This window comes from Sphingomonas sp. CFBP 8760 (genome assembly GCF_014841615.1).
Taxonomy (GTDB): domain Bacteria; phylum Pseudomonadota; class Alphaproteobacteria; order Sphingomonadales; family Sphingomonadaceae; genus Sphingomonas.
The window spans coordinates 1-23,659 of the sequence record NZ_JACYUG010000030.1; the positions used below are offsets into that span (position 1 = coordinate 1).

At 60.8% G+C, this 23,659-nt stretch carries 19 protein-coding genes and 1 pseudogene; 9 read left to right on the forward strand and 11 right to left on the reverse strand.

The window, feature by feature from the left end; translation table 11 throughout:
* The coding region (locus tag IFT82_RS19425) for a DJ-1/PfpI family protein (protein ID WP_207105848.1) at positions 1–1,093 on the forward strand (1,093 nt) is incomplete at its 5' end.
* A 12-nt stretch (positions 1,094–1,105) separates the two neighbouring features.
* On the opposite strand, the gene IFT82_RS19430 is transcribed toward IFT82_RS19425, so the two are convergent.
* Positions 1,106–2,149: a GlxA family transcriptional regulator gene (locus IFT82_RS19430; protein WP_192129784.1), complete on the reverse strand. Its 1,044-nt coding sequence runs from the start codon at positions 2,147–2,149 to the stop codon at positions 1,106–1,108.
* 17 nt (positions 2,150–2,166) lie between these two features.
* Between IFT82_RS19430 and IFT82_RS19435 the strand changes: the two genes are divergently transcribed.
* Positions 2,167–2,715, forward strand: a complete 549-nt coding sequence (locus IFT82_RS19435; protein WP_192129785.1) for a cysteine hydrolase family protein — start codon at positions 2,167–2,169, stop codon at positions 2,713–2,715.
* A 15-nt stretch (positions 2,716–2,730) separates the two neighbouring features.
* A complete protein-coding gene (locus tag IFT82_RS19440) occupies positions 2,731–3,621 on the forward strand; it encodes an MBL fold metallo-hydrolase (RefSeq protein ID WP_192129786.1) in 891 nt (296 codons plus the stop codon).
* A gap of 64 nt (positions 3,622–3,685) precedes the next feature.
* On the opposite strand, the gene IFT82_RS19445 is transcribed toward IFT82_RS19440, so the two are convergent.
* From IFT82_RS19445 to IFT82_RS19455, 3 genes are all read right to left on the reverse strand, one after another.
* Complete coding sequence (locus tag IFT82_RS19445) at positions 3,686–4,243, reverse strand: cytochrome b (protein WP_192129787.1); 558 nt, start codon at positions 4,241–4,243, stop codon at positions 3,686–3,688.
* A 41-nt stretch (positions 4,244–4,284) separates the two neighbouring features.
* A complete protein-coding gene (locus IFT82_RS19450) occupies positions 4,285–4,620 on the reverse strand; it encodes an STN domain-containing protein (RefSeq protein ID WP_192129788.1) in 336 nt (111 codons plus the stop codon).
* A 65-nt stretch (positions 4,621–4,685) separates the two neighbouring features.
* A complete protein-coding gene (locus tag IFT82_RS19455) occupies positions 4,686–5,393 on the reverse strand; it encodes a DJ-1/PfpI family protein (protein ID WP_192129789.1) in 708 nt (235 codons plus the stop codon).
* Between the two features lie 169 nt (positions 5,394–5,562).
* Here IFT82_RS19455 and IFT82_RS19460 point away from each other — a divergent pair, with 169 nt between their 5' ends.
* Positions 5,563–6,546, forward strand: a complete 984-nt coding sequence (locus IFT82_RS19460) for a GlxA family transcriptional regulator (protein WP_192129790.1) — start codon at positions 5,563–5,565, stop codon at positions 6,544–6,546.
* Between the two features lie 247 nt (positions 6,547–6,793).
* Here IFT82_RS19460 and IFT82_RS19465 read toward each other — a convergent pair whose 3' ends face one another.
* From IFT82_RS19465 to IFT82_RS19490, 6 genes are all read right to left on the reverse strand, one after another.
* On the reverse strand, positions 6,794–7,639 hold the full coding sequence (locus tag IFT82_RS19465) for an amidohydrolase family protein (RefSeq protein ID WP_192129791.1): 846 nt from the start codon (positions 7,637–7,639) through the stop codon (positions 6,794–6,796).
* A gap of 168 nt (positions 7,640–7,807) precedes the next feature.
* Positions 7,808–9,085 carry an L-fuconate dehydratase gene (locus IFT82_RS19470; protein WP_192129792.1) on the reverse strand — a complete coding sequence of 426 codons (1,278 nt, stop codon included), beginning with the start codon at positions 9,083–9,085 and terminating at the stop codon, positions 7,808–7,810.
* A complete protein-coding gene (locus tag IFT82_RS19475) occupies positions 9,085–9,825 on the reverse strand; it encodes an SDR family oxidoreductase (RefSeq protein WP_192129793.1) in 741 nt (246 codons plus the stop codon). Before IFT82_RS19475 ends, IFT82_RS19470 begins: the two co-directional genes overlap by 1 nt.
* Positions 9,826–9,938: 113 nt before the next feature.
* Positions 9,939–11,621 carry an alpha-L-fucosidase gene (locus IFT82_RS19480; protein ID WP_192129794.1) on the reverse strand — a complete coding sequence of 561 codons (1,683 nt, stop codon included), beginning with the start codon at positions 11,619–11,621 and terminating at the stop codon, positions 9,939–9,941.
* Positions 11,622–11,690: 69 nt separating this feature from the next.
* Complete coding sequence (locus IFT82_RS19485) at positions 11,691–14,525, reverse strand: TonB-dependent receptor (RefSeq protein ID WP_192129795.1); 2,835 nt, start codon at positions 14,523–14,525, stop codon at positions 11,691–11,693.
* Positions 14,526–14,642: 117 nt separating this feature from the next.
* Positions 14,643–15,488, reverse strand: a complete 846-nt coding sequence (locus IFT82_RS19490; protein ID WP_192129796.1) for a FadR/GntR family transcriptional regulator — start codon at positions 15,486–15,488, stop codon at positions 14,643–14,645.
* Between the two features lie 181 nt (positions 15,489–15,669).
* Between IFT82_RS19490 and IFT82_RS19495 the strand changes: the two genes are divergently transcribed.
* From IFT82_RS19495 to IFT82_RS19510, 4 genes are read left to right on the forward strand one after another with little or no spacing between them, the layout of a single operon-like run.
* A complete protein-coding gene (locus IFT82_RS19495; RefSeq protein WP_192129797.1) occupies positions 15,670–16,446 on the forward strand; it encodes an SDR family oxidoreductase in 777 nt (258 codons plus the stop codon).
* Between the two features lie 56 nt (positions 16,447–16,502).
* Positions 16,503–17,741, forward strand: a complete 1,239-nt coding sequence (fucP, locus tag IFT82_RS19500; RefSeq protein ID WP_199860599.1) for an L-fucose:H+ symporter permease — start codon at positions 16,503–16,505, stop codon at positions 17,739–17,741.
* Positions 17,742–17,752: 11 nt separating this feature from the next.
* Positions 17,753–18,763 carry a zinc-binding alcohol dehydrogenase family protein gene (locus IFT82_RS19505; protein WP_192129799.1) on the forward strand — a complete coding sequence of 337 codons (1,011 nt, stop codon included), beginning with the start codon at positions 17,753–17,755 and terminating at the stop codon, positions 18,761–18,763.
* Complete coding sequence (locus tag IFT82_RS19510; protein ID WP_192129800.1) at positions 18,757–19,110, forward strand: L-rhamnose mutarotase; 354 nt, start codon at positions 18,757–18,759, stop codon at positions 19,108–19,110. Before IFT82_RS19505 ends, IFT82_RS19510 begins: the two co-directional genes overlap by 7 nt.
* 786 nt (positions 19,111–19,896) lie before the next feature.
* On the opposite strand, the gene IFT82_RS19515 is transcribed toward IFT82_RS19510, so the two are convergent.
* Entirely contained in the window at positions 19,897–22,914 is a 3,018-nt protein-coding gene (locus IFT82_RS19515; RefSeq protein WP_244647007.1) for a TonB-dependent receptor, read from the reverse strand.
* Positions 22,915–23,352: 438 nt separating this feature from the next.
* On the opposite strand from IFT82_RS19515, the pseudogene IFT82_RS19520 reads away from it, so the two are divergent.
* A pseudogene (locus tag IFT82_RS19520) lies at positions 23,353–23,659 on the forward strand (IS481 family transposase); the annotation flags it as partial.

Genomic DNA, 23,659 nt, shown 5'->3' on the forward strand with positions numbered 1-23,659 from the left:
AACGCTTGGCGGGATGGCACTGGGTAGCAGAGCTGGCGCCGGGCAGGCAGAGACAATATCCGACGTTTTCGACGCTTCGAAAAATGCCAGGGTGGAGAAGATCCCACCTTATCAGGCGCGCTTCGGCCGCACCAAGCCTCTCGTTGCGATCGTCGGCCTGAACGAGGGCACGATCATCAGTGATTTCTGCATCCCGTTCGGTGTGATGGCACGCTCCGGCGTCGCCGATGTCATGTCGGTTTCCATCAAGCCCGGCCCTGTGAAGATGCAGCCGCTCACCTTCCAGCTCCAAGCCACAGTCGACGAGTTCGACAAGCGACATCCCGAGGGTGCCGACTACATCTTCGTGCCAGCGGTCGAGAATGACAGCGATCCTGAGCTACTGGGCTGGATCAAGGCGCAGGCCGCCAAGGGCTGCACGGTCATCAGCATCTGCTACGGCGCAATGGCGGTTGCCAATACCGGCCTGTTCGATGGCCACCGGGCCACGTCCCATTACAGCAATGAAGGGTTCCGGGCGAAGCGCTTTCCCAAGGTAAAGTGGCAGAAGAACATCCGCTACGTCGCCGACGGCAAGGTCGCTTCCAGCGCCGGGGTCAGCGCATCGATGCCGACGTCGATCGCATTGGTCGAGGCGATCGCAGGTCCGGCCAAGGCCGCTCAGGTTGCTCGCGACGTGGGCATCGATAACTGGAACTCGAGGCACAACAGCGATGCATTCCAGTCGGACCCAGGCAATGCAAACATGCCTGCCCGCGATGCACGACCAGACGTCACGCTAGGTATTCCGGTCAAGGCCGGCGACGACGAGATCGCACTCGCGCTGACAGCGGAGGCCTATAGCCGGACGGGTAATACCTTTGGCTACGCCATCGCGTCGAGCAAGGCACCAGTGCGGCTGGCTCACGGCCTCATCGTACTGCCTGACATGGTTACCGGCGCTGCGAACGTCAGCCGTATGCTAGCCCCGCTCGAGGCGCATGAGGCAACACGCGCCCTCGATATCGCGCTGACTGACATCGCAAAGACCTATGGCCCGAAAGCCGCACGCAACGTTGCTCTGTTCATGGAATACCCCGGCAAGATCAAGTGACCCGATTTGCAATCAAACCATGATCGTCCCCCTCGCCGAGAACCGTCGCCGGTAATCGGACGGGGACAGGCCAACGATGCGATGGAAGACCTTCCGGAAGGCGCTTGGATCGGTGTAGCCGACCTCCCACCCGACCTGATCGATGGAAAGCCCAGTGTCACGCAGCTTAGCTTTGGCGTTGAATATTCGCAGCCGCTGCCAGTATTCTGTGGTGGTGTGGCCGGTTGCTTTTTGGAAGCGTCGGAGGAACGTTCGGTCTTCTAGGCCGGCCTTGGCGGCCAGGGTCGAGACTTCTATGATCTTGCCCTCGGTATCGTGCAGGAAATGCTGTGATTTTGAGATCGCGTCGTCCCTGTGCCCGAAATGTGGAGTAAACCCACTGTAGTAACTCTGTTCCCGCCCCGGCGGATCGATCAGGAAACCGCTCGCGACCTCCATCATTATCGCATGACCCAGGAACCTCTGGATGATCATCAGACACAGATCAGTCCACGCCATCACCCCGCCGGCGGTGATGAGGTCACCGTCGTCGATAATGATCCGGTCGGTATGAACGGTTGTCCGAGGAAATCGGCTGCGAAGGCGATCCTCGTACGCCCAGTGGGTTGTGACAGTCCGATCGTCAAAAAGCCCCGTTGCGCCTAGCACGAAGGCCCCGGAGCAGATCGACGCCAGTACTGCGCCAGCGGCATGCCGGTCCAGCAGCCAGCGCGTCACCCTCGGATCCACTTCATCAAGCGGTCCGCCAAGCGCGGGGGGCAAGATGCAGATCGAAGGCGTCACGGTGCAAGGCTCCGATGCGTGAACCCGCGCAAGTTCTCCTCCCCGGCCTACCGAAGCCCAGTGGCTCACGACCAGCGCAGGTGAGCCCGCATCGCCTGGCATCGCTTGGGCGGCGCGATCGGCGGCGACCAGCAGATCAGTCATGCCTAGCACTGCCGCCTGCTGGGCCCCATCATACATCAGAATGGCAATCTCAAACATGTCGTAATAGACCCGGAATTTGTCACTACTGCCACTGATTTGGTGGGCCGTCGGCTGATAAACAGTGCTCATTCAACATGGAGGCAGGAATGACGAAGCGGGCATTGATCGTTGTCGATCTACAGAATGAATATGAAGCTGGCGGTAAGCTGCCGCTGGAAAATTTGAATCAGGCTGTCGTGAACGCGAAGCGCGTGATCGCCTCAGCGCGCGGCGCCGGGGATACGGTCGTACATTTCCGACATGAAACCCCAGATTCTAACGACGCGCCGTTTGCGATCGGGACGAATGGTACCCGTATCATTGAAGCCGTTGTGCCCATCGACGGTGAGACGGTGATGACAAAGCATTATCCGAACTCGTTCCGAGACACTGGACTAAAAGCGCTGCTGGACGAGGCTGGCGTCGAGAATGTCGTGATCGTCGGCGCGATGAGTCATATGTGCATCGACGCGACCGCGCGCGCTGCGTTTGATTTCGGCTACGGCGTGACGGTGGTCGGCGATGCGTGTGCGACGATGGCATTGTCGCACGCCGGCGTCGATGTGCCTGCATCGCAGGTCCATGCGGCGTTTATGGCTGCGCTCGCCTTCGCCTACGGCTCGGTGGTGTCCACCGCCGACCTGTTGCCCGCCTGAAGCGGAAGAACTGTCATGTCATCCGATACATTGCCCAGTCTTTCGCGTCGTCGGCTACTGACGGCCAGCGCTGGTGCCGCCATCCTTGGGATGGCGGCCTCGCTCAACGCCGCCGCGATGCCTGCCGTCGGCTCGGCAAATGCGTTTACACAGGTCCGCAATGCCACAACCCTCTTAGACTATGCGGGCGTTCGGTTCCTGATCGACCCGATGTTTGCCGAGCGGGGAGCATATCCCGGCTTCCCCGGATCGGCGATGAGCCATCTGCGCAACCCGCTGGTGCCGCTGCCGGTATCGATCGCTGACCTGGCCGCGGCGGACGCGGTGATCGTGACCCACACCCATCTCGACCACTGGGACGAGGCTGCGCAGAAGATGCTGCCCAAGGCGATGCCGATTTTCGTCCAGAACATGGACGACGCCACCACGATTCGCGGCCAAGGATTCACAGACGTAAGAATCCTGACCGCAAATTCGCGGTTCAAGGGAGTCCAGCTCTCACGGACGGGGGGACATCACGGCAGCGGAGAGCTTGTACGAGCCGTCCCGATCCTCGACCCGGTAATGGGCGTGCTGTTCCGTCATGTCGCGCACAAATCGGTCTACATAGTCGGCGACACCGTTTGGAACTCGGAAGTCGCGCAGGCGATCGCGACGTATCGGCCGGAGGTGATCGTCATCAACGCAGGCTATGCGCAGTTGATTGATCTGGGCCCGATCCTGATGGGTCCTCAGGGCGTACTGTCCGTGCACCGCGCCGCCCCCGCGGCGCAATTGATCGCAACGCACATGGAAGCCATCAACCACTGCGTCCTTAGTCGCGCCGACCTCGCTGCTTTCGCTAAGAAGGAAGGGTTCGCGCAACGCCTGCTCATCCCGGCCGATGGAGAGCGTGTCCCGATCTGACGGGCAAGGTGAATGGTTATGGGGAGAATGCCGAAAGATCAGCATTCTCCCAACGCGACAGATCTTATAGCATCCGTGGCAGGACGTCACTGCCGGGGCATCTGTCGAAATACCGGTGCTTCACCACGCCCGCAATGTGCAGGACGATCATAGCCAGCAGGGTGTAGGCCATGATCTTGTGCGTCGACCGGAACACCGCGAAGCGCGCATCGTCTTTGGGCAGGAGTTCGACAACCGGGATGCCGAAGAGGGTGATGCCGTCACTCCGATTGTAGCTGCTCGACATGGCATATCCCATCAAGGGAACCGCCATGAGCAAAACGTACATCATGGCGTGAACCAGCTTTGACAGGTTCCTTTCCCAACGAGAGATAGCCGGGGCGGAAGGCGGCAGTCTGGTCCCCAAGCGGATCGCAACCTGGACGACGACCACGCCAAAAATCAACAGCCCGAATGATTTGTGAGTTGGATAGAGAGCCCCGTATTTCCACGGTTCCGCATCGTCGAGGATGGTCATCACCCAGCCCGCAACCAGCGTCTCGATGACTAGCATGGCACGGATCCAGTGGAGCAGACGCAACGTAAGTGAAAAACGCGTGATGTTCCGTTCGACCACCGGCATTGCGAACGTTGCCGTGCCGCCAGATGGGACGCCAACCATTGCTACTTGCTCACCGAAAAGCCACCATGGATGGGCGCGCTTTTCAGGGGCGTACCTCGCAACATTCGCACTAATGCCTGCCTAGGTGTCAGATGCCCTTTGATCAACGCGGTCTTCATGTTCCGAGTGGGACGGCCCTTCACCCGATCCGTATCGATGGAGACCGGGCAGCGGGTGATGTTGGTGAACTGGGCAAGTGCCTTGTCGAGCCTCATCGGCGCAATCGTGATCCGAAGACGCTCGTTCTGACAGTCGAAGAAGCTGGCGTTCTGCGCGTTGACGGGCTGCGGCAGGGGTGCGGCGAAACCAAGAATGGCCGAAAGCAGGAACGTGCGCATGGAATCTCCGTATCCCTGGGTGGCAGGTGCGTTGTGCAATTCCCCGCCTGAACGAGCATGTTAGATCAACGCCTGTACTGGGCGATGATGGGGCCAATCATGCCCCGGCCGGCTTCCACCAATTGGGGTGAGGCAGTCTCAACCGTGCCGGTGCGAAATGGTGGATGCGGATCATATTCGATCGCGAACTCCGCCAACTCGCCAGCCTCACGTCCGAAAGCGTCCGCCGCGACCAGCAGCGCCGCCTCGAAACTTCCGATGCCCGGGCCGGCCGTGTACAGATTTCCGTCGACGGCGACTCCGGTACCGGAGGTGAGTACCTGGGCGGCACCTAGTTCCGCCAGCAACTCTTCCGCTGCAAAGTTGCTGGCCACTGTTCGCCCTTCGATCAGCCCGGCCAACCCCAGCAGCGCGACACCGTTACAGATACCGATCACGTAGCGCGCGCTGTGTGCCGCCTTCCAGGTAAAGGCGACGACCTCCGGATCGTTCTGAACTTCGGGCGGGTTCATGCCTACTGCGAAAACGTCCAGCGGCGGGCATGTCTCGAACGTGGTGGTTGGCACCGTCGGCCACGACCGGAAGCCTTCCACCACATCGCGGTTTTTCCATATAAAGTGAATTTGCGAGCCGGGCATCATAGCCAGCACTGTCTGAATACCAACGATGTCCATCGGTACAAAGCCGGGTCCGACAAGGATGCCAACATGGAATGGAGCGACACCCTCGGGCGCCAAAGCGGCAAGCATGCCATCATAAGAGGTGATTTTCATGGATGGGTCCCTGGCAATGGCTGGGTCATGGTCTTCTATGCTCTACGCCTCCCCCTGTCCGCAGCTGTAGGGCATTAATCCCTTGATTTCGGCCATGAGCCGATTTTGCTGAAGCGTTCGGTTGCAGCCCGCCTAAGATGGAATTTGCCTAAACTGAGGAGGGAGTGCCATGTCAGCGTCGTTCGCCTTCTATCTTTGCGAAGGCTTTCAACTATTGGATTTGGCTGGGCCAACGGCGGCTCTGACCGCGGCAAACCGCCTGCTCGGATTCGAACACTACCGGATCAAACTCGTCTCCAATCGCGGAGGTATGGTCCTAGGTGACGCAGGATTAGGACTGACGACGAACCTGGCAGGATCGTTCGCAGCCGAGACGATCGTTGTGGTTGGCGGCCGTATCGAGCCGATGGCCGAAGTCGACAACATCGCAGGATTCCGGCTGGCATCGGGCGGAGCCTCAAGCATCGCGAGCATCTGCACCGGGGCATTTCTGCTGGCCGCTGCGGGCTACCTAGACGGAAAACGGGCGACAACCCACTGGCAGTTCGCGCAGAGATTGCGGGACTTATACCCAAAGGTGATGGTCGATGCAGACCGGATCTTCATCAACGATGGCGCGATCTGGACGTCGGCTGGCATGACCGCCGGTATTGACCTCATGCTGGCGCGAATTGAGGTCGATCATGGCGCAGAAGTGGCCAAAGCTGTTTCCCACGAACTTGTGGTCTATCACCGGCGACCGGGCGGACAATCGCAGTATGCCGCTATTTCGCAGATGGAGCCGCAGACCGATCGCATCCGCAGGGCGTTAACCCATGCACGCGACCATCTTGCGGAACCGTTGCCGATCGATCGGCTCGCCAATGCCGCTTGCCTGAGCGTTCGCCAATTTGCCCGCCTATTCCGAAAGGAGACCGGGGAAACCCCGGCGCGCGCGGTCGAACGGTTGCGCTGCGAAGCTGCTCGCATACGCCTCCGCGACAGCAATGATCCTGTCGGTACCATCGCGCGACTCGTCGGGTTCGCAGATGCAGAGCGCATGCGATGCGCATTCCTGCGCAGTTTTGGCCATCCACCCCAGACCCAGCGCCGGCTCGATCAGCTGCCCTCACCGAACGTTGCCGACTTTACATGTTGGCCACCGCTGAAATAGCATCAGCCTGCTGGCTGGACGAAGCGCCTTGTTCAAGCAAGTGGTTATGGGGAACAGTGAAGGGTTGCAGCGGCAGCGCCTGCATAATTCGCGGTAAGCATCCAGCCTTTCTCGCGTCTCGCATTAAGGCAACGCGAAGAGACATTCCAAATTACTTATCCGTTAAAATTAGCATCATTTGGATAATTAAAACTAGCAATATATCTTGACAAAAACCACAAACTCTATATTAGAGTTAAAATAACCATTATCTACCATAGAATTTTGTTGAACTTTCATAAAATATGCTATCTAACTGGCGTGCGGATATTTTGCGTATCACTGTTATAGCGTAGCTAAGCCATTCATCGTAGCTCCACCCACTAAGCAGTAATACCGGCCAGTCACTTCCCCACATCACCCTATCAATAAATACGTCTAATACGTGTCTGATATGTGATTCCATAAGTGATGGCACGCCTCCCGCCGGTAACTCGGTAAGCAGTCCGGAGAGCTTACACGAAACGTTCGACATCTCTGCCAAAGCCGACATGTCGTCCCGCCAGCGACAGAAGCCCTCTCTGGAAAAGTCAGGTTTGCCAGCGTGGTCAATCACGATCGGCATATCAGGCCAACGTCGTGCCAATTTCAATATGGCTGGCAGGTGTCTTGGCCGGACGAGAGCATCGAACCGCAGGCCATGCGTCATCATCGCATTGATCCCAGCGTCAAGCTCGGGTCTCAATATCCAACAAGAGTCATGCATATCCTGCAACATGGGACGCAACCCGACGAGTTTTGGTCGCACGGCTAGGTTCGCGATGACCGCCGGAGCGTCTGCTGCGTCCAGCGCCGCCCAACCGACGACCCCGGCGATGCGCTTTTCGTGCACAGCGATTTCAAGCAGCCAATCAGTTTCGCGGCAGTCCGGCTGCGCCTGTACCAGTATCGCCTTGGTCAAAGGTGGCGACAGGGCGGCAAATTCAACCCTTCCGAAATCCCGGTGGATCGTGGGTGTTTCTGCATCCGGCCATTGGTGAAATGGCGAGACGATCGACCACAGATGCACATGGGCATCACACACCATCAGCCGCTCCTCGACCATGACGGTCATGGCCTGGTCCGGTCAATCACCACATGACAAGTGTATTGGCTATAGTCGGTGTGGATTATGTGCATCAGGGCATCGGCGGCTCGAGCCGCCTCCTAATTAAACAAAAGAAGCCGTGGGCATATCGACGGGTCCCGCTGCCTTAGACGCCTTGTCTGCCCGGATGGTCACTCAACTACCAAAGCGATAAGCCATGAGGGTCTCGGGTTTCACCTCAATAGAGTAACCAGGCCGTGATGGCGGCATGTAAGCAGCGTCGCTGATGACGCATGGGTCCACGAAATGCTCGTGCAGATGATCGACGTATTCGATCACCCGCCCCTCGGTGGTTCCGGAAAAACAAAGATAATCTATCATCGAGAGATGCTGAACATATTCGCAGAGTCCTACGCCGCCCGCATGCGGACATACTGGCAGATCATATCGAGCCGCCAGCAAAAGGACGGCTAGTACTTCGTTGACGCCGCCCAATCGACAGGCATCTATCTGGACAATGTCCACCGCACCGGCCGCCATGAACTGTTTGAACATAATGCGGTTCTGACACATCTCACCGGTGGCAATACGTACGTTGCCGATCCCACGACGGATGGCGGCGTGCCCCATCACATCGTCGGGGCTGGTCGGTTCCTCGATGAACCAGGGATCTGCGAACGCCAACGCATTGACCCAGGCAATGGCCTGATCCACTTCCCAAACCTGATTGGCATCGATCATAAGCTTGCGGTCGGGGCCCAGTACCTCGCGTGCGATCCGGACGCGCCGGATGTCGTCGTCGAGGTCCCTGCCGACCTTCAGCTTGATGTGATCGAACCCCGCATCCACCGCGGCCTGAGCCAGACGTCGCAACTTCTGGTCCGAGTAGCCGAGCCAACCGGCCGACGTGGTGTAGCAGGGATATCCGTCCGCCATCAGCGCATCGATGCGGTCGCTCTTGCCGGCCGCTCGAGCCGTCAGGAGCACTAGGCCCTGTTCGGGAGTGATGGCATCAGTCAGGTAGCGAAAGTCGATCGCCCGGATGAGTTCCTCTGGGGTCATGTCCGCGACCAGCCGCCAGACCGGCTTGCCGGCTGCCTTCGCCCACAGATCCCAGATCGCGTTTACGACCGCGCCGGTCGCCAGATGGATGGCACCCTTGTCAGGACCGATCCATCGCAGTTGGCTGTCACCGGTCAGATGACGCCACATGCGCCCGGGGTCCTCGATGATCCAATCCAGGTCCAGTCCGATCACCAGATGGCGCATCGCCTCGATGGCGGCGACGCAGATGTCGTTGCCCCGGCCGATCGTGAAGGTCAGTCCATGACCTGAGAGTTCTGCAACGTTGGTATCGAGAATGACGTACGCAGCCGAGTAGTCCGGATCAGGATTCATCGCATCCGATCCGTCAAGCGCGGTGCTCGTCGGGAAGCGCAGATCGATCGTGCGCAGTCCGGTGATCGTAGTCATCAGTTGACCCAGCCGCCATCGATGACGTGGACCGCGCCGGTGGTGAACCGGGCCTCGTCACTCGCGAGATAGAGAAAAAGGGCGGCAATCTCTTCCGCGCGCCCCAGCCGGCCCATCGGCTGACGCGCGACGAACGCTTGCTGGGCCGCCTCGACTGATACGCCTTGGGTACCAGCCTGCTCCACCACCCGCTGCTGAAGACTTGGCGTCTCGATAGTGCCGGGGCACACGCAGTTGCAACGGATGCCACGTCCTGCAAAGTCGGCCGCCACCGCCTTGGTCAGGCCGACCACGGCCGCCTTCGATGCACCATAGGCATAACGATTGGGGATGCCCTTCACGCTGGAGGCTATCGAACTCATGTTCACGATCGCTCCTCCCTTGCCGGCCAGCATCCCCGGAATGAAGGCGCGCATCATCCAGTGCATGGCATGGACGTTCAGGTCGAATGAAAGCATCCAGTCCGCGTCGCTGCATTCGAGAACGTCGCCCGCTCCGACGAAGCCTGCGACGTTGGCCAGGACATCGATGGGACCGATGCGATCCGGCAGAGCGGCGATTGCGGAACGATCCGTCAGGTCAACGATGATGCGCTCGACACCGTCGATCGTCGCCAAGGCATCGGCGTCCCTGTCCAGAGCCCACACGCGGGCGCCTTCATCGCGAAGTCGTTGCGCGGTCGCTCGCCCGATGCCCTGGCCTGCTGCCGTCACGATCGCCGTCTTGCCCTCAACCCTCATCTCGCCTCCTCGATTCCACCGACACCGCGGCTTATTCCATGCCAGTCACCGATATCAGATGGGATAGCCGATGCCATCTGATAACTTACGGAACCTGAAGTGAGCTAGCGCGATCACACCAGATCGGCGAGACTGCCATCCGTCAGGCCACTGCCGTTGATCACCAGCGCAACTCCGATCGGATTGCGACGCGCGGCTGGAAGATCGATCTCCAGCGCCTGCGCGGTCCGCCGAAAGCGCAACGGTCCGGAGTCCCCCGGAAGGGTGACCCGACTAACTTCCCCCCGGCCGATCGGCGTGCCGGTGCCGAGATGCGTCAACCGGACCTTGCCATCGTCAGGCCAGCCCATGACCAGTGCGTGTACCGCGCCGTTCCTGCGGACATAGCGGATGTCCTGCGGCGTGTAGGGCGATTTCGGCCCGCCTTCGGCGAACATCCCGGACGCCGGCCGCGTGGGACCTCCACCGTGCAGCCGCCAGGGACGGGTGCCGTAGATGGCCGAACCATATTGCTGCATCCATGCGGCGATCTCTTCGACGATGCGCTCCTCCTTCTCGTCGATCGATCCGTCGCCACGGACCGGGATGCTGAGGAGGAGGTTGCCGTTCTTGGAGACAACGTCGCACAGTGTGTGGAGGACCGTAGCGGCGCTCTTGTAACCGTCCCGCTCGTACAGGGCACGATCGTAGTGCCAGTTGCCGATGCAGGTATCGGTCTGCCACGGATAGGTCTCGATGTAGGACTTGCCCCCCCGCTCGACATCCTCGACCAGCCCCATGCGGCGTTCCGCGGGCACCGTCTTGACGTTCAGAACCGCTTCCAGCCGACCGTTATTCCATGACCGGCTGGCGTTGTAGTAGTGAGCAGCCATCTCGAGCCCAACCTGCTGGAACGGGAGGTCGAAATTATCGAGGTAGATCAGGTCCGGGCGATACTTGTCGATCAGTTCGTGACAGCGGAGCGCCCAGTTACGGACGAAGGCGGCTGCCGCCGGCGGTGCCCATTCGGTCCATATCCGATCGGTCCGCTCATGAACCGCGTTCGCCTCCGCAATCGTTCGGATGCCATCCGGCAACGGGATCGTGCGGCCGGTGTACAACGACTGCGGGTCGAGACCATCCCACCATTTACCCCGGCCATCACCCTTCGTCAGACGGTACGCGTCGTACCGCTCACCGGCGCGCGGTCCCTCCGGGTCGTAGCCATAGGCCGTCTGATACCAATGCCAGGCATGGGCACTGTGGTTGGAGACGCCGAAGCGCAATCCCCGCTCCCGCGCCAGCTTGGCCCAGGTGCCGATGATGTCCTTGCGGGGACCGATCCGAGTCGTGTTCCACGGATTATGGCTGGAGGCATAGGTGTCGACGTTGTCGTGATGATTGGCCAGCGCGACGAAGTACTGGGCTCCCGCCTTCTTGTAGAGGTCCAGCAGACGAGCCGGATCCCACCGCTCGCCCTTCCACTTCCCCACGATCTCCATGAAGCCGACGTCGGCGGGATGTCCGTACTTGGCGATGTGCGCCTTGTTGGCGCGTGATCCCTGCAGGTACATTTCGCGGGCATACCAGTCGCCTTCCTCCGGCACGCACTGAGCGCTCCAGTGCGCCCACATTCCGAACTTGGCATCACGGAACCAGTCGGGCGCACGGTACCCCTCGACGAGCGACGGCCAATCCGGGGTGAATGCGCCTGCTCTTTTCTGCGCCAGCGCAGGCATGGGCAGGGCTCCGGCGACACCAGTCAATCCCCCCGCCAGACCGATGGCGGACAGTGCGTCACGTCGATTCATCGTCATCACTCGTCCTCGTCGTTCATATGGATGGCCCTTGCCCCGCACGGCCGACCGCCGGACGGGCGGCTACCGTCAGAGCCGGAAATGCACACCGGCCGTGATCCTCCGGCCGATCTGAGAATAGATGCGGGTCAATCCAAAGTTGTTCTTGGTCTGCTGCTCGGCATCCAGCAAATTCGTGACGTCGGCGCTTAGCGATATCGCGGGGGTGAGCTGATAGCTGGCCGAAGCATCGAGCTGCCCGTATGCCGGGGTGAACGCACCATCGCCGAAGTAATTGCCGTCACCTCCCGAGTAGCGACTGCGATAGGTGTAGCTGCCACGAATGCCGATACCGTATTTCTCAAAATACCCACCCACATTGTAGTTGTATTTTGAGACGTCGTTCAGAGGAATGTTTGGCCCGCCCTGGAACTGGGGGATCTGCGGCGGATCAATATAGGTGAAGCTGCCGAACATACCGAAGCCGTCAAATGCTCCGCCAATGTAAGCTAGCGGAATCTGGGCGGCGACCTCGGCACCCTTGATATTCGCCGACGAGAGGTTGAGCGGCTGGTTGCGGCGGAAGACGATCGTCTGCGTGCCGCCCCCGCGCAGTTGCGCCGTCAGCGTCTGCGTCACCTGGCCGTTGATGATGTAGTTCGTCAGGTGCTTGTAGAAGACGGCGACCGACAACAGACCTTGCTTGGGCAGATAGTATTCCAGCGATAGATCCGCCTGATCGGACAGATAGGGCTGCAACGACGGATTGCCGGAATTGATGGTGCGCACATTCGCATCCACGGTGGTGCCTGCCGACAGGCTGCCGAGTCCGGGACGGCCGAGCACGCGGGCAAGGGCGCCTCGCACGATCAGATCGTCGGCCAGTTCATACTTCAGGTTGAAGCTCGGAAGAAAGTAGTGGTAGTCCCCCTTCACCGTGGTCGGCACGCCCGTCGGCACCGTCGTGAACACGCCACCGGGTTCGATGATCAGGCCGTTCAGGTCAGGCGACAGACCGTTCGAACCGGTCTGCGTGTTCACGAACCTGACGCCCAGATTGCCGCCAAGCCGTCCGTCGGTCGAACCGAAATTGGCTTGGACATAGGCCGCCATCGTGCGTTCGCTCACGTCATATCCGCTGCCCGCCGCTACGGTCGGGGGAGCCGCCCCGATTACCGTCGAATAGGGGATAATCGAGTAATATGCGTCGAGATCGGTCACCAGATAGCTGGCGGGATAGTTCGGGATACTGGTCTTGAACGATATCGGCGTGAGTATGCCAGTCGCTCGCACCGCGCCGCTCGCCCCCTCGGCATTGGGGACGAAGGTCAACTTGCCGCCCGAAAGGCGCGCCAGCGTGGCCGCGTTGGCGCTGGAGCGGACATCGACGGCCGTGTTGCGCCGGTCGCCATAGTAGAGACCGCCCTTGATCGACTTCAGGAACCCGTCGCCGACGCTGTACTCGGCGTCCAGCCGGCCCTCGTAGTTGCGATCCGCATTCCGCCCACCGAAGAAGTCCTGCGACAGTAGGTTGAACGTGGACGGGTCCAGCGGATCGTACCCCCCGCCGTAAGTGACGAGAGGAGGGCTGCCGAGCCCATCGGGATGCGTGATCGTGCCGATCGCCCGCGATATCGTCGTGAAACCGTTGTTGAGGGAATCGGTGGTCGCCTTGTAGTAGCTTCCTTGTCCGCTGACCTTCATCCGGTCGTCGGTGATGTCGAAGCCGGCAGCATAGGAATTCACGATCTTGCGACTGTTCTGACTGAACGTCGACGCGCGATGATCGAGGCCGACGGCGCTGACCGACGTCAGAAAGCCCTGTGAGCCCGGCAGGAGCTGCGGCACGATGCCGGTGTCGATCGTGCTGGCCGTCACACCGAAGGGCTGCCCGGGCAGTGCTGGCGCGATGTTGGTGAAGCGAGTCGCGTTCTCGTACCAGCGGTTCCTGTTGCGGAAGTCGGAATGGAAATAGTCGGCGTACACGTTGATGTCGTCGGTGGGTTTGTACTGCACCGTACCAATGATCGACAACCGCTTGCGGGCGCCGGGATACGCCTGATACGCCTGAGCGTGATTGAAGGTGTAGGTGTCGCCGAAATCACCGTCGCGGTTGTAGTCGATGTTCGGATTGCGCTGGGCTTCCACGCCCGTCTCCGCACCATACCCCTGGTATGACAACGAGAGATATTTGCGCTCCTCGTAGGCCACACCCAGATTGATGCCGAAGGTCTTGGAGGCATTGACGTAGTTGGCGAGGCCGGCGACCCGTGGGGTCAGCTTCTTCGGATTGTCCTCGTACACGCCCTCCACCGTGCCGTTGAACGCGGTCTGGCCGATGTCGAGCGGATGCGCGGTCCTGATGTTGATCGTGCCGGCCAGCCCCCCCTCGATCATGTCCGCCGACGGTGACTTCGCCACTTCGACCGCGCTGACGAACTCCGCCGAGAGGGAGGTGAAGTCGAACGACCGACTGCCGCCGCTGCCGAGCGTACGGCCATTGTACTGCGTCCTAGCGAAATCCGGCGCGAGACCACGAATGCTGACCGACGAACCCTCGCCCCGGTCGCGCGTGATCTGGACACCCGTGATCCGCTGCAGCGACTCTGCCAGGTTCTGATCGGGGAACTTGCCGATGTCCTCGGCCGAAATGCCGTCGCTGACGACGTCTGCGCTGCGCTTCTGTTCGTTCGCAAGCTGCAGTGAGCGCCGGAATCCGGTCACGACTATCTCTTCCGATCCCGCCGCATCCTGAGGCGTCACGGCAGCCTCCTGTTCGACGGATGCCGGAGTAGCTGGAGCGGTCTGTGCGGTCTGTGCGGTCTGTGCGGTCTGTGCGGTCGCCACAGCATGCCAGCCACTGGTCGCAAGGAGGATGGAGGCTCCCAAAAAGCGCCCCGCTCGGAATTTGACAGCCTTCGCCACGATCTCTCTCCTCCATGCGGCTTATGGTCCGCTACGAGGAAAACTGACGGGATTGGTCTGATGAGTCAAGGCTTCTTGTTGGACAAATCATGATAGTGATCTGATCAATGAGGCTTCTCAGAGTTTGAGCCGCCGCTTTGCCGCTTCACGCTTTCGCGTGTTCTCCGCTGCAACCTGTGCAAGCGCGTCGCTCTCGGTGAAGGTTATGAGGTTGGCCAGCACGCGGTCGAGATGCTTCAGCATCGCTCTCCGTGCGCGTTCTGGATCCCGATCTTCGATGGCATCCAGTATCTGACGATGATCCGTCATTCTCGGCTTCTCGCCCGCGGCCGTGATGCGTTGCAGCATGGCATGGCACAGGGGGGAGCGTGTGCGGACGTCCCACAACGTCTCGACCATCAACGCAACGGCACTGTTCTGAGTGGCCTTGGCTATCATCAGATGAAATTGCCGATCCGCCGACCATTCGTCCTGACGTGCGCCGTGGTTCTCGACGTCCATCTGCTCTAGGATCTGGCGCATCGTCGCGATTTCGTCGTCGGTGGCCGCCAGCGCCGCCAATGCTGCCGCCTGCACTTCCACGATGCGTCGCGCCTCGGTTAGCTCGAACGCACCGATATCCAGCGTGTCCGGATTGGCCTGTGGGCGATCTACGGTATCGGTTACGAAGAACCCGGAACCTTGCCGCGCCTCGATCAGGCCCAGTATCTCCATGCCGATGAGTGCTTCGCGGATGGTGAGACGGCTGACCGCAAAGCGGTCGACGAGCATCCGTTCGGATGGCAGCCGGGTGCCTGCCTCGAAGACGCCTGACGCGATCTCCTGCTGCAGCGTATCTATTACATGCCGGTACAGCTTGACCGCCCCACCACTAGGCTGGCCATCCTGTCGGATGGACTGCGACTTGACCGCCTTCCGCCCCGTATCACGCGCCTTGAGGCCATGATCGATTATGTTGCTCATTTTGCGATGTCTACCATGATCCGAACGGGTCGCCAGCGCATTTGGAGATCCGCTTGACCTATCTGATGACTTAGCTTTAGTCTGTGTACAAAGACGACGAGCGATGCCGGCTTGACCGATCAGAAATCGGTGCGGCCACGCCGAGAGGATGTAGATTGGAAGATCTGATGGGGCGTACGCCATGAATCTCGAACTGGATCGCGCCGTCGTCGTCGTGACTGGGGGTGCGACGGGCATCGGGGCGGCTGTGTCGATGGCATTGGCCGGCGAAGGCGCCATTCCTGCCATCGTCGCGCGCGACGCTCCGGCACCAGACTGGTTCGCCGCCCTGCAGGTGCGGCAACCAGATGCCTCCTTCTTTCAGGCCGAGCTGACCGACGATGCACTATGCCGTGGCGCCGCAGCGTCGGTGATGGCGCGCCATGGCTCAGTACACGGGCTGGTCAACAACGCCGGCGTGAACGACGGCGTCGGATTGGATGCAGGAGTCGATGCCTTCCGGGCCTCGCTAGAACGGAATCTGGTCCACGCGTACGCCATGACCCATCACCTGCTACCGGCCCTGCGACGCGCCAGCGGTGCGATCGTCAACATCGCATCGAAGACTGCCGTCACCGGACAGGGGGACACCAGTGGCTACACCGCATCCAAGGGGGCCCTGCTGGCATTGACCCGCGAGTGGGCGGTATCGCTCCGCAAAGACGGTATCCGGGTGAATGCGGTCGTGCCGGCGGAAGTGGCGACGCAGGCCTATGGAGCATGGCTGGCGCAGTCCGAAGATCCGGCGGCCCGGCGTGCCGCCATCGAGCGACGCATTCCCCTAGGGCAGCGAATGACCGAGCCGGAGGAGATCGCTGATACGGTAGCGTTCCTCCTGTCTGCCCGAGCCAGCCACGTCACGGGCCAGTGGCATTTCGTCGATGGTGGCTACACGCACCTCGATCGCGCGCTTGATTGATATCGCAAGGATAGCTGACAATGCCCGCAACGACAAATCGGCAGTATCTGCCCGCGATGATCCTCACGGTCTCGCTGTTCTTTCTCTGGGGGATGGCCAACAACCTCAATGACATCTTGATCGCCCATTTCAAGAAGGCGTTCATACTCTCCGATTTTCAGACCAGCTTCGTGCAGCAGGCTTTCTACCTCGGTTATTTCGCGTTGGCGGTGCCGGCCGCGCTGGTTGGGCGTGCCAAGGGCTACAAGGCCGCGATCGTGATCGGTCTCGTCCTCTATGCGTTCGGAGCACTGCTGTTCTATCCGGCCGCGCATTTCGGTCAGTATCACTATTTCCTCGCCGCATTGTTTGTCATTGCCTGCGGCCTCGCCTTCCTCGAGACGTCCGCCAATCCCCTCATGACGGAGCTGGGAGACCCCCGGTCGGCGGCCCGGCGTTTGAACTGGGCGCAGGCTGCAAATCCGGTTGGGACGGTGGCCGGCGTGCTGATCGGCAAGTACCTCATCCTGTCCGACGTGGCGCATGACGACGCAACCCTGGCGGCGATGGCACCGGCACGGCGCACCGCGTTCTACCGGAGCGAGATCATGGCGGTCCAGACCCCCTATCTCGTCATCGGGCTTGTCGTGCTGGCATTCGCCGTCGCGGCGATGGCCATCCGCTTTCCCGATCGACAGGCCGATGACGAAGAGGGCGGTGGCACGCCGCGCTTCACCGAGGTGTTCCGACGTCCCCACCTGCTTTTCGCAGCCGTCGCCCAGTTCTTCTACGTCGGCGCTCAGGTGGGCATCTGGAGCTACACGATCCGGTATGCACAGACCAACGTACCCGGTCTGAGCGAGCGCGCCGCGGCCGACTATCTGTTCGTCAGCCTTGTGCTGTTCGGCATCGGCCGCTTCGCAGGTACCGCGATGATGGGGATGATATCCCCGCCCCGGCTCCTCGCGGGATTCGCGGTCGTCAGCCTGGTGCTTGCGACCATCGCCGGCCTGATCGGCGGCAAGCCCGGCCTGTATGCCCTGGTCGCCGCCAGCTTCTTCATGTCCATCCAGTTTCCGACGATCTTCGCACTGGGCATGGACGGGTTGGGATCGCTGCGTCGGGCTGGCGCCTCGCTCATCATCATGGCGATCATCGGTGGCGCCGTTCTGACCGGTGGCATGGGCGTCCTGTCGGACCTGAGAGGGATAAATGCGGCGATACTCCTGCCAGCCCTGTCATTCGTGGTCGTTTTGATTTTCGCCTTGCGGTCGCGGGATGCAGGTCTGCCCATCGACCAGACGACTGCGCATTGAGGACATACGCCATGAAGACCATCGTGTGCGAACGGCCGCTCCATCTGGCCGTCCATGAGCGCCCCATCCCGCTGCGTGGTCCGGGCGAAGTCCTCGTTCGCATCCGCCGGGTGGGGATATGCGGCACCGACTACCACATTTTCGGTGGGAACCAGCCCTATCTCGACTACCCGCGCGTCATGGGCCACGAACTGGCCGCAACGGTTGAGGAGGCGGACGCCGACGCCGATCTGGCACCGGGCGACGTAATCACCATCCTTCCCTATCTCGCGTGCGATGAATGCATCGCCTGTCGACGGGGAAAGCCCAACTGCTGCACGCACCTTCAGGTGCTGGGCGTCCACCGCGACGGCGGCATGGCCGAGTACCTCTCCGTACCGCGCGCGGCCGTCGTTCCAGTGCAGGACCTGTCGCTGGACCAAGCTGCGATGGTGGAGTTCCTGGCGATCGGCGCCCATGCGGTCCGCCGCGCTGGCGTGATAGCAGATGCCAGGATACTCGTCGTCGGAGCAGGTCCGATCGGTGTGGCCACGGCGCTGTTCGCCCGGCAGGATGGCGCGCGCGTGACGCTCGCTGATACCGACGCGGATCGCCTGGACCAAGCCCGCAGGCTGACAGGTATCGCCGACACGGTGTTGGTGGACGATGTCATAGCCTGCGTTCTGGCCAGCCGGACGGACGGCGAATTCTTCGACGTGGTGTTCGATGCGACCGGCAGCGCACGGGCCATCGAAGCGGGCTTCGGCTACGTGGCGCATGGCGGCACCTATGTGCTGGTCAGCATCGTCAAGGCGCAGATCGCCTTCTCGGATCCGGAATTCCATAAACGCGAAACGACGCTGATGGGGTCGCGGAACGCCACGTCGGCCGATTTTCGGCACGTCATCGCGAGCATCCGGGCCGGGCTCATCCCCACCGCGGCGATGCATACCCAGAGCTTTCCGTTGGTCGAGGCTGCCGAGTACTTCCCTCAACTGATCGCCGGGCAGGGTTCGGTGTTGAAGGCGATCGCGACATGGTGAAAGTGCAGCGGCCGCTGGTGTATGCACTCGATCTCCATGACGATCCCGTCCTGATCGAACGCTATCGAGCCTGGCATGCGCCGGGTGCCGTTCCTCCTACCGTCACGCGCTCGATCCGTGCGGCAGGGATTGATGCCATGGAGATATTCCTGTGCGGCAACCGCCTCGTCTTGCTTCTGTGGCCCGGGGAGGAGTTCGACCCGATCGCCCGCGCCGTGGCCGATGCTGCCGATCCCGCCGTGCAGGATTGGGAGAAGCGAATGGATGAGTTTCAGCAACGGCTGCCGTTCGCTGATGCGAGCGTCAAATGGGTGCCAATGGACCGCATATATTATCTTCCAGACTGAACCTCTCCCCGGAAGTTAAGCGGCCACTGCGCTTCGGGATGCGCCAGTGGCCTAAATGAATGGCCTAGTCGAGGGAGCGCAGATCAAAACCGAACCAAGCATGAGGTAGTATACGACGCCTCCTGCGGCACTGAACCGCCAAGGCCAAAGAGGGATCGGGCCGCAGGCGAGGTCGCTTGACACAGGGGTAGGTTTTATCCGCCTGCAGGATGCATGCGGCCGAAAGACCGAGCTTATTTGCGTACGTCGACCTGCTCGAACGATATGGCATGACCAACACTGCCAAACCTCTCGCCCTTCTTATTTAACCAGTACCAGCCGTCGCCCAACCACGGCGCTGACAATGTAGGTCCCCCGCAGCAACGGAGGCATGCCAAACGTTACGTCGGTGACGGGATTTTTCAAATACCTGCCCGCCGTCGACGGGATCATGCTCACGCCCCGGCGATCACGCACGGTGATGTGCGCTGACCGGCAGGCCACGTTGATCAATCCACGACGTTCCGGAGTAGATGGGCTCGTACCGCCGCGGCATTCGTGCCAATGCCAACTATGCGAGCGCCATGAACAAGACCAAACTGCCGTTCCGTACAGGTGACGGAAACATCTCCATGATCATGCTGGCTTGCTCGAAAGGATCGAAACCCCACCGGGACCCGGTAACTGCTAAAGCGGTTACCGTTTGGTGAAAACCCGTGACTGTTGTTGAACGACCTAGAGGCTACGGCCTCGCTATCACGGAATGATATCCCGTTAATTGCCGCAAATTGGCGCATTGCGCAACTATCAGAACTGGACGTTCACCCCCACGTTGACGGTACGCCCGATCCGCGTTTCGAACAGCGTATCCTGGCGGACACTATCGACATAGAGGCGGTTCTGCTCGTCGGTCAGGTTTGTCGCTTCCAGGATCAGCTTGACGCTGTCGGTGATGTTGTACGAGGCGGAAGCGTCGACATACAGCGTCGGGGCGTTACCGAGCAGATCGCTACCGGTCGAGGCAGGGATGCCGCGGATGAAACGGTCCCGCCAGTTCGCGGTGCCGCGGATCGAGAAGCGGCTATCCTCGTAATACAGGGTACCTGACGCCGTGTTGCGCGAGAGGCCAACCAGATCGGCCGTGGTCGTCACTGTCGGCACGCCGTTCGCGCTGGCGAGGATGTAATTGATCCGCGACGTGACATGCGTGTAGTTCGCCAGAACACCGAATTTCCCGATGAATCCACCTACGAAATCGAACGGTATCTGCGCATTCAGCTCGATACCCTTCAAGGGTCCGCCAGGCGTGTTGAACGGCTGCGAGATGTTGAACAGTTCGTCCGGGCGGGTCGCGGTATTGTCGAGCAACGCGTTCGGAAGGCCAAGTTCGTTGAACGGGATCAGGCTGTTGACGTTCTGGATGAAGCTTTTGATGTCTTTGTAGAAGAAGGCGGCCGACAGCAGGGACCCAGGGCGGAAATACCATTCGATTGCCGCATCGAACGTGTTCGCCCGGATCGGGTCGAGCAGCGGACTGGAGCGGCTACCGTTGCGGCTGATCGCATTGACCGAGGTGACGGGCGCCAGTTGACCCAGTTCCGGGCGGGACAGAACCTTGGCGCCGGAGAAGCGCAGCAGGAGATTGTCGAAAGGCTCCACCACCAGATTAGCCGAGGGCAGCCAGTCTTCATAGGTGTTCAGGACGTTGGTGTATTGCCCGATCAGGTTGGTCGGCGACGTCGTGCCGGCCGGCGGCGCGATGGCATTGACGCCCGAGGTGCTGACATCGGTGCGTACATAGCGCACCCCGGCGTCGCCGCGTATGCCGAACCCGACAGTGTCCGCCAGGTTGAAGACGCCCATGAGATAAGCGCCCTTGACCGATTCCTTGACGACCGAGCGCCCGCCACCGCACTCTACCCCGCAATAGCGAACCTGATCGAAACCGAAGGCGTCTGCCCATTTGTCCGGATCAATCGCAGCCCACGCATTGGGCGCGCCATTGCCCCAGAGATTTCCCACGTCGGTGATCTGGGTGGTGATACCGGACAGGGTGGTCCCTGCCGGCAGCGACCGCACGACCAGATCGGCATTGAACGCCCGAAGCGCGGTCGAGACGAAATTACTTTCGCGATACTGACCGCCTGCCTTCACGGTCAGGCTGGGCGCGACATCCCATGACAGATTGACCTCACCGGTGAAATTGTCGGTGGTGTTCTTCTGAGGCCGCCCTTGAAAGCTGAACCCTCCGAGTACCGTGCCGTCTGCCTGGGTCGGACTATAATTGTAGTTGGCGGGATTGGCGACGTCGAACCCGAAGCCCAGCAACGGGGTGCTGCCATTGTTGCGGAAATCGATCGAGACCCCGTCGGCGTCGATCACGTCCATGAACGTCTGGAGACGCTTGCGCCCGTCCCACACCGACTGGTTGAGGCCGACCAGCATCGTCAGTTCCAGCTTGTCGGTCAGTCGGCGCTTCAGATTGATGTTGGCTTGTTTGAACGTCGATACGAAATCATCGACCAGTCCTTCAGAGCGAACATCGACGCCGTCAAACAGGCCATATACCAGCGACCCGTTTTGATCGAACTGAGCATCGCGCACCGACGTCATAGGCTGGCCGTTATTGCCGGCAGAGCGTGCGAACGACACCATCGCAATGTAGTTGTCGCGCCGCGTAACGTGGAACCGTGAGTAGAGCAGATCGAGGGAAATGTCGGTGTTGCCGTCCGGGCTGTACTGGAACGTGGCGGTTCCGCCGATCCGCTCCTGCTTCTGTTCGGAATTCAGGTAACGCGGCAGGCGGGGAAAGAAGGCGCCGGTGCCTGCGCCCAATTGCGTACCTGACGAATTGGTCCGGCGCAGAGCCTGAATGGTGTTGTAGGCCGCGACGCTGCCCGTGCGCGGATTGTTCGTCGAGCAATTCGCGGCCGTGGTGCCCTTGGCCGCGTTCAGAGCGGGGTTCAGCGGCGTTACGCCGACCGGCGAACAGAAACCGCCATTGATTTCGCTGGGCAGGATATCGACCGCGGAATAGCCGACCTCACGCAGATGCCGCTTTTGATACGCGATCGAGCCCAGCACGCCGAAGCCGCTGTCACCGAACTTCTTGGACACCAGCAGCGACGCTCGCGGGTCCATCTTCTTGGCAAGCTCGCTATAAACGCCGCGTGCCGTCGCACTCAATACGAACTCCTGCCGCTGCGCCATCGGCTTGGGAGCCGACAGGTCGACGGTCGCGCCCAGTGACCCCTCTTCCAGATCGGCGGACGGCGTCTTGCGCACGGCCAGCGCCGAAAAGATTTCGGTAGGGAAAACGTTGAAGTCGAACGAGCGGCCGTTGTTGCCGGCCCCGTAGATATCCGATCCGCCCGTCTGCGAGGTGCCCTCCAGGCCATTGATGCGGACACGCGTGAAGGCGGCGCCGAGGCCGCGGACCGAGATGTTGCGGCCTTCGCCGCCGTCGCCGCGGGCCAGCGCGATACCGGGGATGCGCTGCATCGATTCGGCAAGGTTCGAATCGGGAAACTTGCCGAGATCCTCCGCGACGATGCTGTCGACCGCCGCAGTTTCGTTGCGCTTCAGGTTGAGGGCGCTGCTGAGCGACGCGCGGAAGCCGGTCACGACGATGTCAGGCTGGTCCGCGTCCGCAGGCTGCTGGGTGGCGGCTGGCGTCTCTTCGTTGATCGGCACGGTCTGTTGCGTGGTCGACTGGTCGCCCGGCGTCGATTGCGCCGCCACCGGCGCGGCCACCAGCGTCATGGCGATCGCCATCGACGATACACCGAGATGCCGTTTCATCAGCCCGGCTACGTTTCGCGCCATATCTTATCCTCCCCCTCGCTATTCAGACTGTCGGTGCGGCGGTTGCGCACGACCATCGATGCGATGTCAGACGAATTTATCGTACCTATCCGGCCAAAGATCAAGTTCAAATATTCTATTCTGATTTCATATTGTGGAATTTGAAGAAAGGGGTCATTATTATGCCGTCGTGTATCGCCGGGTTTTTGGCAGAGGCCGTCATCTGATTGCCGTGCCTTTTGACGGAGTTGCCAATGGCTTCCGCTTTGTTTGTTCTTGCCGCAGCCGCTGCCATCCAGGCACCCGCTCCGAATGCCGGTCAGGGGTCATAGACCGATCCGCCACTACATGTTTGATCCCATGGTTTGATGGTGCGATCCTTTCGTTGGAATGGAATGAAGCCGTATGGGACAGGTACGTCATGGGTGCGCCACGACCACGCACGCCGTCTGAGCAGCAATACAGCGATCGCAGGCTTCGCTCGCGACGCTGAGCCGGGAACTCGGGATCAACCCGAAAACGGTCGCGAAGTGGCGCAAGAGGGCGACAGTCGAGGATTTGAAGACCGGGCCGAAGGCCTCTCATTCAACGACCCTGAATGAAGCCGAGGAGGCAGTGGTTGTGGCGTTCCGCCGGCACACGCTGTTACCGTTGGACGACTGCCTCTACGCCTTGCAGCCTTCGCCCCCGTACCTGACTCGATCAGCGCTGCACTGGACTTGCCCCGGAAAAGTGGAGAGTTCCCCTGAGGTGAAAGGCGAACTCG

Excerpts from the sequence above, each read along its gene's own strand:
- IFT82_RS19430 (WP_192129784.1), bottom strand. The coding sequence starts at position 2,149 with ATGAGCACTGTTTATCAGCCGACGGCCCACCAAATCAGTGGCAGTAGT.
- IFT82_RS19435 (WP_192129785.1), top strand. The coding sequence starts at position 2,167 with ATGACGAAGCGGGCATTGATCGTTGTCGATCTACAGAATGAATATGAA.
- IFT82_RS19440 (WP_192129786.1), top strand. The coding sequence starts at position 2,731 with ATGTCATCCGATACATTGCCCAGTCTTTCGCGTCGTCGGCTACTGACG.
- IFT82_RS19445 (WP_192129787.1), bottom strand. The coding sequence starts at position 4,243 with ATGCCGGTGGTCGAACGGAACATCACGCGTTTTTCACTTACGTTGCGT.
- IFT82_RS19450 (WP_192129788.1), bottom strand. The coding sequence starts at position 4,620 with ATGCGCACGTTCCTGCTTTCGGCCATTCTTGGTTTCGCCGCACCCCTG.
- IFT82_RS19455 (WP_192129789.1), bottom strand. The coding sequence starts at position 5,393 with ATGAAAATCACCTCTTATGATGGCATGCTTGCCGCTTTGGCGCCCGAG.
- IFT82_RS19460 (WP_192129790.1), top strand. The coding sequence starts at position 5,563 with ATGTCAGCGTCGTTCGCCTTCTATCTTTGCGAAGGCTTTCAACTATTG.
- IFT82_RS19465 (WP_192129791.1), bottom strand. The coding sequence starts at position 7,639 with ATGACCGTCATGGTCGAGGAGCGGCTGATGGTGTGTGATGCCCATGTG.
- IFT82_RS19470 (WP_192129792.1), bottom strand. The coding sequence starts at position 9,085 with ATGACTACGATCACCGGACTGCGCACGATCGATCTGCGCTTCCCGACG.
- IFT82_RS19475 (WP_192129793.1), bottom strand. The coding sequence starts at position 9,825 with ATGAGGGTTGAGGGCAAGACGGCGATCGTGACGGCAGCAGGCCAGGGC.
- IFT82_RS19480 (WP_192129794.1), bottom strand. The coding sequence starts at position 11,621 with ATGACGATGAATCGACGTGACGCACTGTCCGCCATCGGTCTGGCGGGG.
- IFT82_RS19490 (WP_192129796.1), bottom strand. The coding sequence starts at position 15,488 with ATGAGCAACATAATCGATCATGGCCTCAAGGCGCGTGATACGGGGCGG.
- IFT82_RS19495 (WP_192129797.1), top strand. The coding sequence starts at position 15,670 with ATGAATCTCGAACTGGATCGCGCCGTCGTCGTCGTGACTGGGGGTGCG.
- fucP (WP_199860599.1), top strand. The coding sequence starts at position 16,503 with ATGATCCTCACGGTCTCGCTGTTCTTTCTCTGGGGGATGGCCAACAAC.
- IFT82_RS19505 (WP_192129799.1), top strand. The coding sequence starts at position 17,753 with ATGAAGACCATCGTGTGCGAACGGCCGCTCCATCTGGCCGTCCATGAG.
- IFT82_RS19510 (WP_192129800.1), top strand. The coding sequence starts at position 18,757 with ATGGTGAAAGTGCAGCGGCCGCTGGTGTATGCACTCGATCTCCATGAC.
- IFT82_RS19515 (WP_244647007.1), bottom strand. The coding sequence starts at position 22,914 with ATGGCGCGAAACGTAGCCGGGCTGATGAAACGGCATCTCGGTGTATCG.